The 12,709-nt window shown below is 69.3% G+C and carries 10 protein-coding genes and 4 pseudogenes; 9 read left to right on the plus strand and 5 right to left on the minus strand.

All coding sequences use genetic code 11. The features are described from left to right. Nucleotides 1-8 precede the first annotated feature (8 nt). The 6 genes and pseudogenes from ACFYW3_RS34600 to ACFYW3_RS34625 all read left to right on the plus strand — a co-directional run bounded on the left by ACFYW3_RS34600 (nt 9) and on the right by ACFYW3_RS34625 (nt 3,639). Nucleotides 9-506, plus strand: a complete 498-nt coding sequence (locus ACFYW3_RS34600) for a hypothetical protein (protein ID WP_351750334.1) — start codon at nt 9-11, stop codon at nt 504-506. A 2-nt stretch (nt 507-508) separates the two neighbouring features. Next, nucleotides 509-967, plus strand: a complete 459-nt coding sequence (locus ACFYW3_RS34605; protein WP_389388424.1) for a hypothetical protein — start codon at nt 509-511, stop codon at nt 965-967. Between the two features lie 212 nt (nt 968-1,179). Beyond that, nucleotides 1,180-1,356, plus strand: a pseudogene (locus ACFYW3_RS34610) (IS5/IS1182 family transposase); the annotation flags it as partial. A 266-nt stretch (nt 1,357-1,622) separates the two neighbouring features. Next, the gene (locus ACFYW3_RS34615; RefSeq protein WP_389388453.1) at nt 1,623-2,324 is read left to right on the plus strand and encodes a hypothetical protein; all 702 of its coding nucleotides are present in this window, start codon (nt 1,623-1,625) and stop codon (nt 2,322-2,324) included. Next, the gene (locus tag ACFYW3_RS34620; protein WP_389388425.1) at nt 2,321-3,001 is read left to right on the plus strand and encodes a DUF4166 domain-containing protein; all 681 of its coding nucleotides are present in this window, start codon (nt 2,321-2,323) and stop codon (nt 2,999-3,001) included. Before ACFYW3_RS34615 ends, ACFYW3_RS34620 begins: the two co-directional genes overlap by 4 nt. Further along, complete coding sequence (locus ACFYW3_RS34625) at nt 2,998-3,639, plus strand: TetR/AcrR family transcriptional regulator (RefSeq protein WP_389388426.1); 642 nt, start codon at nt 2,998-3,000, stop codon at nt 3,637-3,639. The genes ACFYW3_RS34620 and ACFYW3_RS34625 overlap by 4 nt, the downstream gene beginning before the upstream one ends. 732 nt (nt 3,640-4,371) lie before the next feature. Here the strand turns inward: ACFYW3_RS34625 and ACFYW3_RS34630 are convergent. Beyond that, entirely contained in the window at nt 4,372-5,496 is a 1,125-nt protein-coding gene (locus ACFYW3_RS34630; protein ID WP_389388427.1) for a hypothetical protein, read from the minus strand. A 455-nt stretch (nt 5,497-5,951) separates the two neighbouring features. Between ACFYW3_RS34630 and ACFYW3_RS34635 the strand changes: the two genes are divergently transcribed. From ACFYW3_RS34635 to ACFYW3_RS34645, 3 genes and pseudogenes are all read left to right on the plus strand, one after another. Next, nucleotides 5,952-7,286, plus strand: a complete 1,335-nt coding sequence (locus ACFYW3_RS34635; RefSeq protein WP_389388428.1) for a hypothetical protein — start codon at nt 5,952-5,954, stop codon at nt 7,284-7,286. Between the two features lie 602 nt (nt 7,287-7,888). Next, a complete protein-coding gene (locus ACFYW3_RS34640) occupies nt 7,889-8,731 on the plus strand; it encodes a MerR family transcriptional regulator (RefSeq protein ID WP_389388429.1) in 843 nt (280 codons plus the stop codon). A 676-nt stretch (nt 8,732-9,407) separates the two neighbouring features. Next, a pseudogene (locus tag ACFYW3_RS34645) lies at nt 9,408-9,911 on the plus strand (IS630 family transposase); the annotation flags it as partial. 6 nt (nt 9,912-9,917) lie between these two features. Here ACFYW3_RS34645 and ACFYW3_RS34650 read toward each other — a convergent pair. The 4 genes and pseudogenes from ACFYW3_RS34650 to ACFYW3_RS34665 form a co-directional block, all read right to left on the minus strand. Further along, nucleotides 9,918-10,388, minus strand: coding sequence for a GNAT family N-acetyltransferase (locus tag ACFYW3_RS34650; RefSeq protein ID WP_351750324.1), 471 nt, complete (start codon nt 10,386-10,388; stop codon nt 9,918-9,920). A gap of 561 nt (nt 10,389-10,949) precedes the next feature. Beyond that, a pseudogene (locus tag ACFYW3_RS34655) lies at nt 10,950-11,707 on the minus strand (ISAzo13 family transposase); the annotation flags it as partial. 128 nt (nt 11,708-11,835) lie between these two features. Next, nucleotides 11,836-12,066, minus strand: a complete 231-nt coding sequence (locus ACFYW3_RS34660) for a hypothetical protein (protein ID WP_351750323.1) — start codon at nt 12,064-12,066, stop codon at nt 11,836-11,838. A 176-nt stretch (nt 12,067-12,242) separates the two neighbouring features. After that, a pseudogene (locus ACFYW3_RS34665) lies at nt 12,243-12,660 on the minus strand (IS5 family transposase); the annotation flags it as partial. Between the last annotated feature and the right edge of the window lie 49 nt (nt 12,661-12,709).

Here is a 12,709-nt window from a genome sequence, read left to right on the forward strand (position 1 = left end):
GGCCCGAGATGCCCACGACACTGCCGGTGCCGATCGAATTCCGACTGCCGGAGGGCTGGCTCGTCGCTGCCCCTCCGGAGGGGGGCGCCTCGGACGTGGCCTTCGCCGCGGTGCATCCGCGGGCGGACGCCGGGTTCAGCGCCAACATCACCATCGACGGCGGATTCCTGAAGGACTCGGTGACGCTCGTCGAGGTCGCCGACGCCTCGGTGGAACGCCTGCGCGAGATCGCCGAGTCGGTCGTGGTGGTCGACCGCCACGAGGTCGGCTCCGCCGACGCACCTGCCCTGACCCAGCGGCTGAGCTTCTCGGCCGTCGTCGGCGACGCCCGCCGAGACCTCGTCCAGTCCCAGGTCTATCTGGCCGTCCTGGACACCGAGGACCCGCACAGGCGGGCGATGATCCGGCTGGCTCTGACCGCCACCGAGGCCCAGGACGACAGCGTCCTGGGAGAGTTCCAGGACTTCGTGCGCACGGTGCGCCCGGACACCGGGGCGGGGGTCTGACGATGGGGCGCCTCTGGGACAAGTGGACCGGGACCAAGTACCCCGACAGGTCTGTCAGCCCCCTGCCCGCCATGGAGCTCCGGGAAGCGCTGCTCGCGCTCAACAACCGGGACGTGCCGTTCAGCGTGCGCCATGCTCTCCCCAAGGAGAAGGCCGACCTGGTGGCGGAATGCAAGATCCCGAAGGCCAAGCTGACGCTCAAGACCCGCATGCGCCTCGTGCCGGACAAGCACGAGGTGCGCGTTCTGGAGGAGCGGTGGGAGCCGTCGCACGAATCCGGTCAGCAGTACGGCCGCGGAGGCTTCAAGGTGTACCGGCAGTGGGAGTTCCGGCGTGGTGCCGACGGCCGTCGGCACAAGGTCGAGACGTTGCGCTTCGACACGCGGGACGTGAGAGATCCCCTGCGCACCATGGTCCTCAACGCGGGATGGACCTGGCGCGGAGTGCTGTTCCGGTACTGACCGACCGGTCCGGCCGCGGCAGACCACCTCGATCCCCGGCCGCTTCGGTGGAGTGACCACCGGCGGGTGATCAACGGAGTGCTCTACCGGGTCCGGACAGGTGTGCGGTGGCGGGATCCGCCGGAGCGGTTCGGGCCGTGGGAGACCGACTGTGAACGCCATCGCCGCTGTTCAGCGGTCGGAACGTGGACGATGTCGTTGTCTCGGATCCAGGCGGCCGCCCCACCAGCTTCGACAGCGAGCGCTACAAGAAACGCAACACCGTCGACGAGCCATCAGCCGCCTCAGGGGCCAGCTTCCGCGCCGTCGCCACACGCTACGAGAAACGCGCCTACATCTACCTCGGCACCGTCACCCTCGCAGCCCTCATCATCTGGCTCCGAACATGATCCAAGAAACAGAGCCTGGTTGCCCCTTGCGTTCCTGGGGCGGGATGGCCGAGCCAGACAGCGGCGCGTCCGCTCCCCTCCTCTTCCGCAGCGCCCCGGCCGGCCGGCCGGGGCGCTGTCGCGTGCGTGCGCGATCGTGGGTGAGGTGCGTCCTGGGCGCACGCTCCCAACCGGCCGCCCGCCCACCCTCTTGAGCGTTCGCTCAAACTGGGCTAACTTGCGGTTTGAGCAAACGCTCAAACCGCGAGAAGGGTGAGTTGGCGGCCATGGGGTTATACGTGGAGACCGTGATCGACGCCGATATGGAGGTCCTCTGGGAGCGGACCCAGGACCCGGCGCTGCACCAGTCCTGGGACCTGAGGTTCACCTCGATCTCCTACCTGCCCCGCGTCGAGGGAGAGCCGCAGCGCTTTCGCTACGCGACCCGGCTGCTCCCCCTGCTGTGGATCGCCGGCACCGGAGTCAGCGCGGGCGAGCGGCAGCGGTCCGACGGCACGCGCGTCTCGGCGCTGCGCTTCGCCTCGGATCACCCGCTCTCGCTGCTCGCCGAGGGCAGCGGCTACTGGCGCTACGTCCCCGGCCGCACCGGGATCCGCTTCCTGACCGGCTATGACTACCGCCCGCGCTGGGGCCGCTGCGGTGCCGTCGCCGACCGGCTGGTCTTCCGGCCGCTCATGGGCTGGGCCACCGCCTGGTCCTTCGACCGGCTGCGGCTGTGGTGCGAACGCGGGACCCACCCGCGCGCCGCCCTCGCCCGAGCCCTCGGGGAGAGCGTCCTGCGCCTGGCCCTGGTCCTCGCCGCCCTGCTCGCCTCTCCCGTCGCCCCGCTCGCCCTCGCGGCGGGCACCGCCGTCCTCGCCGTCCTGCTGCCCCCGTTGCCCGGCACCCCCGCCGCACGCCGCTGCCGACGCATCCCGCCCGGGCGCGTCCGTGCCCCCCGGCTGCTCGCCACCCTGGAGTCCTCGTGACCTCGATCTTCCACACCCACATGGGCGCCGACTTCGGCCGCCTGCACCCCGAGATCCGGCGGCGCTTCTCCGTCGGGCTCGACAGCGGCGAAGCCTGCGTCGGGCGCGGGACGATGGAGCGGATCCGCCACGGTGCCCCGTTCGTCAAGCCGTTCCTCCGGCTCGGCGGGACGCGCAACATCCTCGTCCCGCGCGAGGGACGCCATGTGCCCTTCGTCATCGAGAACTTCCCCTACGTGGATTCCTTCGGCCGCGAGACCGTCACCTTCGTGCGGACCTTCCAACTGCCCGACGGACCCCACCGCTTCGACGCCACGATGGTCTTCAGCCCCGAGCGCGACTGCGTCCTCGACTACCTCGGCACCCACCAGCACCTCGCCAGCGACCTCCACATGAGCGCCGAACCCGACGGCTCGCTCCTCATCCGCTCCGGCGAGCACCGCTTCCGCGAGGGCCCCGTCGACGTTCGCGTTCCGTCCCTGATCGGGGGTGAAGCCGAGGTCCGCGAGTCATTCGACGAGAGCACCGGCCGCTTCCGGATCCGGGTGCGGGTGACCAACCGGCATTTCGGCTTCCTCTTCGGCTACGAGGGCTCCTTCACCGCCGAGTACGTCGACGCGGGCGGGAGCGGCCTCCGCGCCGACCTGCGGCCCGTCCGCGAGGAGGCCCGCGCGTGAGCGCGTCCGGCGGGGCCACTCGCCTCAAACTCCTCGAAGGGGCCCTGCGCACCCTGGTCGAGCAGGGCATCGCCAAGACCTCGGCCCGCTCGATCGCGACCACCGCCGGGGTCAACCAGGCGCTGATCTTCTACCACTTCGGTTCCGTCGACGAGCTCCTCGCCGCTGCTTGCGTGCACGGTGCCGAGCAGCGCGTCTCCCGCTACCGCGAGCGCCTCGCCGCCCTGAACTCCCTCACGGAACTCCTGACCTTCGCCCGCGCGATGCACGCCGAGGAACGGGACGCCGGCCAGGTGGCCGTCCTCGGCCAACTGCTGGCCGCCGGCCAGACCGCACCCGCCCTCGCGACCGCGACCTCCGCCGGGCTCGCGCTGTGGATCGAGGAGCTGGAGGCCGTCCTGACCCGACTGCTCTCCGCGACTCCCCTGGCCGCCTTCGCCGACCCCGCCGGGCTGGCCCGTGCCGCGGCCGCTTCCTTCGTCGGCATCGAACTGTACGAGGGCGTCGACCCCGAGGGCGCCGCCCGCGCCCTGGACTCGCTCGAACAGCTCGCCGTCCTCGCTCAGGCCCTGGAAGGACTCGGCCCCCTGTCTCAACGGGCAGTCACCCACCGACTGCGCCGCCGCCCCCGAGGCTGACCCCGGCTGGCCGCCCCGTACGCACGGTTCACGACTCGGCTCAACCGCGCCTTGGAGCGGGTGGGGCGCCCGCCGCGGTGCCCCCGACGCTCTGCAGATCGCCGACCGGTTCCACCTGTGGCAGGGACTTGGCCGAGCCGTGGAACCTGCGTTGCCGCCCACCGCGACCGCCTGCGTGACCCTTCGCCCAGCAGCATGTTGCCGGAGGCCAGCCGACTGACTTCCGGCCGACCGCAGGACGACCCGGCGCCCATCGGCCGCCGGGCTGAGCGCAAGAAGGCAGCGCACGCCCTGGTCCACGAGCTTCCAAGGTCACTCGCGCCGGGCGATTGCCCGGCACCTGGGCTGGGGCCTCAACACCGTCCTCCGGTACGCGAACGCCGCACGCTGGCAGGACACCATTCGCGAGAACCGGTCCCGCCCCAGCAGGCTGGACCCCTACAAGCCCCACCTGGAACGACGCTTCGCCGAGGGATGCACCAGCGTCACCCACCTCCACCCTGAACTCGTTGCCGACAACGCGCCCGTCACCAACCAGATGGTCCGCAGCCACATCGCCACCCTCCGCGGGGCTCCGGCCGGCGCGCCGCCCCGGCCGCCGACGGTGCGGCAGGTGACCGGCCGGCTCACCCGACGCCCCACCGCGCTGAGCGAGGACGACCGCGCCGGTCTGAAGGAGGTCCTGGCCCGCTGCCCCGAACTGGACACCGCCGCACCCGGCGGTCCGGGAGATCAGTCGAGCGGTGGCCAGGGACCGGCGAGAAGCCGTTCGGCCTCCATGACGATCGCTTGCTCGCGTGTCCCGCGCTGGATCGCCTCCCAGTCGTTGTACGCATCGACGCTGTCGACCAGCGGTCGAAGTGACTGCGGTCGGGCCAGTGCGCCCCAGCCCTCGTACGTGATCAGGTCACCGCCGGCGCCGGGGGCCAGACTCCCGTTCACGATCAGTCGGAGCCACCAGCGCACGAGCTCCCAGCGCGCCGCCTCCCAGGGGATGTCGGTGTCATCGCCGGGAAGGCCCTCGGCCAGGCCGAGTTCGGCCAGTACCTGGTCGAAGCGCGCATCGGCGCTCTCGTGCTCAGTGCGTGACAGGCCGGCGAGCAGCGGAAGCGATTCCGTCTCGACGTCGAGGACCAGTGCCGTAAGCCCTGCCTCGATCAGTTGGTGCGGGTAGTGCTGTCGGCCAATCAGGCGCTCCAGTGCCAGCATCCGCAGGTGCTCGACGGCCTCCTGCGCGTTAGTGGCGTAGGGGGTGTGCGGAGTGGGCATTGTGGGGTCGGTGCCGGGTCCGCCGTGGACGAAGTAGGACCAGAAGCCGACGGTGGCCTGGGCGGGGAGGCTGCTCGCCTGGCCGGTGAACTCGTGCCGTACGTAGTCGGCGAGGTCGTTCCCGTAGATGATGATGTCGGTCTGGTGGACGGACAGGACAGGGTGGCCGCATTGGCCTGTTGTGCCAGGCAGGTAGCGGTGACTGTAGACGGGGACCAGCTGCGCTACGGTCGCCAACTCGGACCGTGCGACCTGCAGCGCGTCGGATGTCCCTGCGGGCCTCGGACTCCAGGCCGGATGCCAGAAGCCGTTGCGCTCCACGTCGAAGAGCACACCCTCGACCGGTTGGGACAGCCGCCCGGCCAGGTCCTCGGGGTCGCCGTTGCGCCAGTCGGGCCAGCGTCGTGATCCGTGCGGGAGCCCAGCGGCAAGGAAGACCCTGTGGTCCGCCGAGAAAGTGAAGCCGAACCGTGCCTCGACCGCGTCGAGTTCCCGGTCGCTGAGGCCCGGCCCGATCTCGGCTCGAAGCATGCGCTGAAGGCCCCTGGCGGCTTCCAGGGTCAGCGGCGGGGGCAAGTTCACGGCCATCCTGGCAGCCTAGTGCTGTGGCCGGAACGGTTCCGTGTCACGGCGCCCGGCACGGCACCTCGCCGCGTTGTCGGACCTCACGTACGTCCAGGACCGCTCAAGTACGTCCAGTACAAGAGGCAGTCCTCCGCCTTGCGATGCACCGCACCGGACACCGCGACCCGGCAGACCTTTCCGGCCACAGCACCGGGTTGTCCAACGTCAGCACCTCGTCCCAGAGTGCATCCGTGGGGGTGACGGTCATGACGTCGGGAGCCGGCCTTGCCGTGGTGTTCGCGGCGCTTCTCGCCTCTCACGCCCGGGGGCCCTTGCCGGCAGTGGGACAGGCAGGATCTGCGGCCAAGTCCGTCATGTTGTGGGACCGGTTGTCAGTGGCCCGGGGCATGATGCGGGCCATGTGACGGCCCGTCCGACCGAGGGTTTTCGAGGCCGTCGACCACACGGGGAGGGGTGCTGTGCGCAGGCCAGTCACAGGCGAGGTGTACGTTCACTACAGCCAGATCTACGTCGAGAGCGTTCCGGACAGTGCGATCCCGAGCCTCTCCGAGGCATTCGCAGGCCAGAGCGGGGGGCTGTGCGGGGCGGCGGTCCCGGGTGTGCTCTGGCTGATCACCGGGCTGCACACGGGCAACATCGGCTTCGTCGTGGAGGTCCACGACGAGGATCCTCCGCTGGACCCGGTCTGGGAGGACGTGGTGGAGGTGTCCTTCCACCCTGTTTCGGAACGCACCAGGTTGGTGCAGTGGGCGGGCGAGGCCGTGTGGGACCTGAATCTCGCCCGGACCGACTACCGGGTGCGGTACTGCGCCCACGGGATGGACGAGGGAAGGAAGCTCGACACCAGAGGGTCCGGGGACCCACAGGCGGACAGCTACCTCCTGCAGTTCTGGCCCGCGCCGCCCCGCGCGGACCGCGTGGTCCGCCAGACCTCACAGAACGCCGCCTACTGGCACCGTCACGCGCGCGAACTTCCACCACCGCCCTCACCGGAGCAGCGCGCCGAGACCGAACGCCTGGCCCGTCGGGCGGAGGAGCGGGCCGCCGAGGAGCGGCGACTGGACTACGAGCGATGGACGTGGGGCGGTCGGCTGCCGAGCGAGGGACTGCGCGGCGTCGGCGGCAATGTCCACGGTCTGCTCCGCTTCGACAGCGATCTGGTGCACGCGCTTGATACCGCGGGTTCCGAGGTCCAGCGCGCGGTGGCATTGTTGGCCGCCCGGCGGGCCTGCGAGGCGTCGGGCCTGATGGGTCTTCCGTGGGTCACCCGGGCGCTCACCGCGTTGACGGAGAAACGTCCCCTGCCGCCGCCGTTCGACGACCCGGACCGGATGTGGGAGACCCTGAGCTCCGATCCACAGGTCCCGAGTCGGTCGGTCCTCCAGGCGGTACCTCCCGAGCGGCCGCCATACCGTCCACCGACGCCCCAGGCGACGGCTGAGTGGACGACGCGGCTCCCGGCCGCGGAATCGGGGGACAGCGGGCGGAGGCGGCCGGGCCTCGGCCGGGAACTGGGCGGGCTCATACCGTCGGCGCTCGCCGACGACAGTCCGACACCGACCGGGGGTGTGGGGCACGGTGCGGCGCCGGTGCACAGCTCCGGCATTGTGCGCGGCCCCCAACGGATCGCCCAGCCGTACCTCGCTCCTCCCGCCGTGCTCGCCGCCGCCGAGCCCGACCCGCTGAAGGCGGCACTGGACGCGGTGTGGCACGCGGTGAACACGTATGGCGAGCACTACCCGGAGCTTTTGGAGGAGCTCCGGTCGGCGTGCGCCGACCAGACGGAGGAGTAGCAAACCTGCTGTCCTGGCGTCGGTGCTTCCCGGTAACGGGCTTCAATCTCTGACAGCACTGAGTGAGTGAGTGAGTGAGTGAGCGAGTGATTGATTGATTGAGCCCGGCCGGTCGTCGAACACGCGTCTGTGGGGCTCACCCTTGGCCGCCAAGACGGACAGAAGCGTCTGGTGCCGCAGCCAGGTCATGGGGCCGCTGCTCTCGAAGCTGCTGAACCTGCCGAACAGCAACTGTCCGGGCCCGGCGCCCGTGAGCTGCTCGGCGAGGTTGACAACACGTACCACTTCATCGATGACGGCCCATTCGTCTGCCTCGCCGCCTCAGCGGCGGCCCTTGACGACCGTGCTCACGAGGCTGTGCCGGGCCAGGCCGGTGCCGTATTCGGTATCGGTGCGGCGGCAGCCGATCCCCAGTGGCGGCCACTTGATGGGGAGGAACCTGGCCGCCGACGGTCGCTCTGCGTTGCCAGATGTTTCGTCGTTCTTGATCGGTTCCTGCGGCAGCTTCGGCCTGGCTCTGGTGGAACCCGGATGGTGTTGTTGCACCTTCCGTAGCGGCATGTGGTGTGGTCGAGGCACCACAGCACGAAAGGCTACGTCTCATGTACCCCTCCATCACGCCTCCCCGCCAGGTCAAGATCGGTGATGCGGCCGCGTTCGCCGGGACCACCCCACGTGCCATCCGCCACTACCACGAGATCGGCCTGCTGCCGGAGCCGGAGCGAGGCGGAGACGACCGCCGCCGCTACGGCTACGACGACATGATCCGCCTGCTGTGGATCCGCAAAATGGCGGCGGTCGGCATCAGCCTGGACGATATGCGGGCCGCCTTCGACGAAGCCCGGGACATCGAGGAGATTCTGAGCAGGCTGGAGGAAACCTTGGCGGCGCGGGAGGACGAAATCAAACGTCAGCGCGCGGCCGTCCAGCGCCTGCAGGCGGTGGGCAGCCCGCTGGGGCTGCTCTCCGAACTCGTCACAGACCGGCTCAGCCACCTGCCCCCGGGCGCACTGCGCCCCTCAGACCTGGACGCCCTGCTGGTCACCGAACGGGTCTTCGGCCCGCTGGGCGCCGCCATCCAAGCCAGCGTGTTCATCGTGCTGGCCACCCACCCCGACCTGAGGGCCGACGACGACCTTCTCGACGCCGCCGAGGCAGCCCTCGACGACGGCGTCGATCCCCACGACCCACGCGTCGAAGAACTCGCCGTACAGCGATGCGCCCAACAAAGGGCCCTGGAGCAGGCCATCGAGGCAGCTGGGCTGGATGCGGCCGAGGAGAAGCTCTTCGAGATCTACGACGCCGACCTGAAAGGGGAGGAGGACACACGGATGAGCGCCTTCGAAGCGATCACCAAAATGCCCTACGACTTCTCTCCCGCCCGGATGCGCTGTATGGAACTCACGGCACAACTCCTCGCCGATGCCCACTCCGCAGACCACTGATCGCCTGTGCCCGGCACCGATGTGGCCCGACAGCCGGTCGCGTCCATCCGCATACGGCTGGTCGCATCGGACGTCGAGCCCGGGCCGTGGCAAAGAGTGACACCACCACTGGCCGTACGTGGGGATTCCGAACTGGCCGCTGACAGTTCCCACGAGGATGCAGCCCAAGCTGTTCCCCTGCGAGGACGGTGTCGACGCGGCGCGCTGCCTGATTCTCAAGATGCCGACTGACGAGTTCAGTACGATGTTGGACCTCCTCATTGGGCACAGGGAAAGTCGGCCGTCTCGGCTCGTTGACCGGCCGATGTGAGCGCGTCCTCGGCGGCCCCTACTCGGTGGGGCCGGTCGCCGTGCTTGCGCCGCAGTGGAGGCCGTCACGGCCCGCACGCCACCGGCAAACGGTGCTCTTCACGCTGCGGACCACAGGGCCGGACCTCGCGCTGCGCCAGACCGTCGATGTGACGGCCTGAGAACTGCCCCCTTCCGGGTGACCGGCACGCCGATGGGCTTGTTCGGAAGACGGTGCGGCGTACCGTCCAGTTCAATCGGCCGGTGAACCGTGCCGCTGAGACGCCCAGCCCCCGAATCGCGTCTTACCGGCGGTGAAGGAGCGTCTGTCTTCGCACACCTTGCACACGGCGGCGCTGCCACGGCTGGGGGCCACTGCGTAAACTCGGCGCACCTGCGCAAAGTCCACGGCCGGACCATCCGCGTCGGCCGCGAGGCATTACGCCGCCTCCTCGCCCGCCGCGGCGTCACCTTCCAACGCACCAAGACGTGGAAGGAGTCTCCCGATCCCGCTCGCGAGGCGAAACTGGACCGGATCGAGGAAGTCTTGGACCGCTTCCCTGACCGGGTCTTCGCGTTCGACGAGTTCGGCCCCCTCGGGATCCGGCCCACCGCAGGCTCGGGCTGGGCCGAACTGTGCTTCACCCCGACCTACGCCTCCTGGGCGAACCCGATCGAAGCCCACTTCGGAGCACTGCGACGGTTCACCATCGCCAACTCCAATCACCCGAACCGCACCGTCCAGACCCGGGCCCTGCACGCCTACCTGCGGTGGTGCAACGCCAACGCACGCCACCGCGACGTCCTGGCCGCCGAACGCAAGGAAAGCGCCCGCATCCGAAGCGAGAAGGGCATTCGCTGGGGCGGACGACTACTCGGCCAGGCGGCTTGAGATGTCTCAGGGCTCTTGCTGCCCGGGTCGCCACACGTACCGGATGTCCGGCTCGCGTTCCTCGTTGCGGCAACCGTCGGTGCACTCGGCAGCGGCGAAGCTGTGCCGCTCATAAAAGCGACGCGCCGACTCGTTGACCTGAAACGTCCACAGCGCCAACCCGGCCGGACGACGCTGCTTCGCCTGGTGCACCAGGCGGCCGCCGATGCCCCGGCCCTGCCAGGCGGGATCAAGATAGAGCTGGTCCAGGTCTTCGCCGTCCAGCACCATCATCCCGACCACCGAACCTTCGACTGTCGCCACCCACGTCTCTTGGTCGGGCACCACCACTTCCCGAAACCAGGAACGGACCTGGTCGTCCGTATGGGCTCGGCGCACGCTCGGAAGCGCAGCCGTGAAGGAACGCAGCCAGACCTCGGCTACCGCGGCAGCGTCGGAGTCGACCGCTCGACGGACGACAAAGTTGTTGATCTCCACTGCGACGCATGATCGCAGACAGACAATGCGGCAGCATCCGATTTCTCCACGACGCTCGCACCGGCACCCCCTCCGGGCAGCACGACGAAGCCCCCGGCGGTTGCGGGGGGCTGCTGTAGGCGGTGCTCGTTGGTGGTGTTCGTTCCGTGGTGCTGAATGCTGCTCAGTGGTGCTGGATGGTGTTGCCGGGCCGTGGTGTGAGGGCTGCCGGGGAGCGATGACATGCGCGTCCGACCCCGGGCCGCTTCCCGCCTGATCCGTGATCAAGGACGGACCGGCCGGGCGAAAAGTGGCCGGGCTGTTCGAGCGCCAGGGCCGTGACGTCTGGCTCCACCCGGGCTTGAGACGCCTTCCCGTAGATCAGTGGACGGGCCCTGGCGCTCTTGGTGGTGGCGGTCCCGTAGGCGCCGGTCGGATGTCCACTTCCCGCCGGGCTGGTACGGCCTCCCGTCAGACAGTCGATGGCCGGCGTCTTCGAGACCGCCATCACAGGTCGCAGGTGACTCCCGCCCGTGGTGCCTGCCAGCCCGCATGCGCTCGCAATCAGCGCGACGGCGAAGTGGCGGTGCCGTGGTCGGTGCCCACGTTGACCCAGCCGGTGTTCGCGGCGATGTCGTAGATGCCGTAGAGCACCGCCTTGCCCAGCTCGTGGTCGGGGAAGTCGTGGGTGTCGACTCGCACCGGCTCGCCTACCGGTTCCCGTTCACGGCCGTTGTTCTTGAAGGGGCCGACCAGTTCCTTCTTGTTGGTCTCCACGCTGATCACGGGAGCCCCGCAGTCCTGGTGGTCGCGGGCCTGCTCGTTGAGGTAGCGGAACTGTTCGTCCCGGTCGGGGTGCTGCTTGCCTCCGAGCGTCTTGGCGTTGCTCTGCAGGCTGAAGCCCTCCTCGCGCGGGAGGTCGCCCACCGTGTCCGCGGAGATCCTGTGGCCCTGCCGGGGCAGCTGTTCGGCGAGCCTGCGGGTGGATTTGGTGGTCCAGCGCAGCGGTGACATGGGATCTCCGCGGACATCGGGCTCGACCAGCGTGAGCAGTGCCTCCCGAACGGCCGGGTTCCGCTCGGCGACGAGTTTGCGGCCGGCACCGGGTCGCCGGATGCGTCTCAACGATGTCTCTCCGGAGTCGAGTTCCCGTACTCCGGCAGACACGGTGGCCTCGCGGACTCCGGCGGCACGGGCGACTGCTCTGATCCCGCCGTGGCCGAGAGACTGGGCCTCCGCCCCCATCAACAGACGACGCTGCCGCTCGTCGAGGTGCGACGGAATCGAATCACCGCGAACTTGGCAGCCAGCACGGCCCGTTGCCTATCCAACCCGCTCATGCCAGACCAGCGAACCACCCAATGGAAAGCCACGAGTTAAGGACCTGCACGCCCTTGGAGGGTGTTCGATACCGTTTTAGGCTTGCGCGAGGGGTTTCGGGCGGAGGTATTGCCTGGTTCTGTCTGGGTTAGCGGTCAGGCGGGTGGTCATGGAGTTGACCATGGCCCAGTGGATCATCGCGCGTGACCGGTCGCGCGGCGGTGACGATCAGAACGAGGAGGAGGCCAAGGGAGCCGGTGGCCACGCGCCGCCTGCGGCCCTTGACCTTCTTGCCTCCGTCGAAGCCCCGCGATTCTTCAGAGGCGTTCGGGGCAGCCTTGACCGACCGGGCGTCCACGATCGCTGCGGCGGGCAGCATTCCGCGGCCCTTCTTCGCCCGTAGTTGGTCAGGGAGCGCGTCGTGGATCTCCTCAGTCGTGCCGTCTCGTTCCCACTCCTTGAAGTATCCGTAGACCGTGGTGTGGGGCGGGAAATCGTGCGGGAGGTAGCGTGCGGTGGAAGAGTTCCAGACCCTCGACGGCCTTAGACGTCATCTCATTTGGCGAGGCTGCGGTGGCGGATGAGGGTGCAGGCGATGCTGGTGAAGGCGAGGAAATGCTCGGCCTTGCGTTCGTAGCGGCGGTGCAGTCGGCGGCAGCCGGCGAGCCAGGACACGGTTCTTTCGACGACCCATCGGTGGCGGCCGAGCCGTCGTGAGGACTCGATGCCGCTGCGGGCGATGCGGTGCTTGATGCCACGTCCGCGTAACCATCGTCGCAGGTGGGCATGGTCGTAGCCCTTGTCGGCGTGGAGCTTGCCTGGCTTGCGTCGTCGGCGTCCGCGTCGGGAGCGGATGGGCGGTATGCCGCGGACCAGGGGCTCGAGAGCCTGACTGTCGTGCAGGTTCGCGCCCGAGATGCCGACGGAAAGGGGGCAGACCCGTCCGCTCGGTGATCAAGTGGATCTTCGAGCCGAACGTGGCCTCGATCGCAGCGACCTCGCCGGGCCATCCCTGGTTCCTC

Origin of the sequence: Streptomyces sp. NPDC002602 (assembly GCF_042889445.1) — a bacterium.
GTDB lineage: Bacteria > Actinomycetota > Actinomycetes > Streptomycetales > Streptomycetaceae > Streptomyces.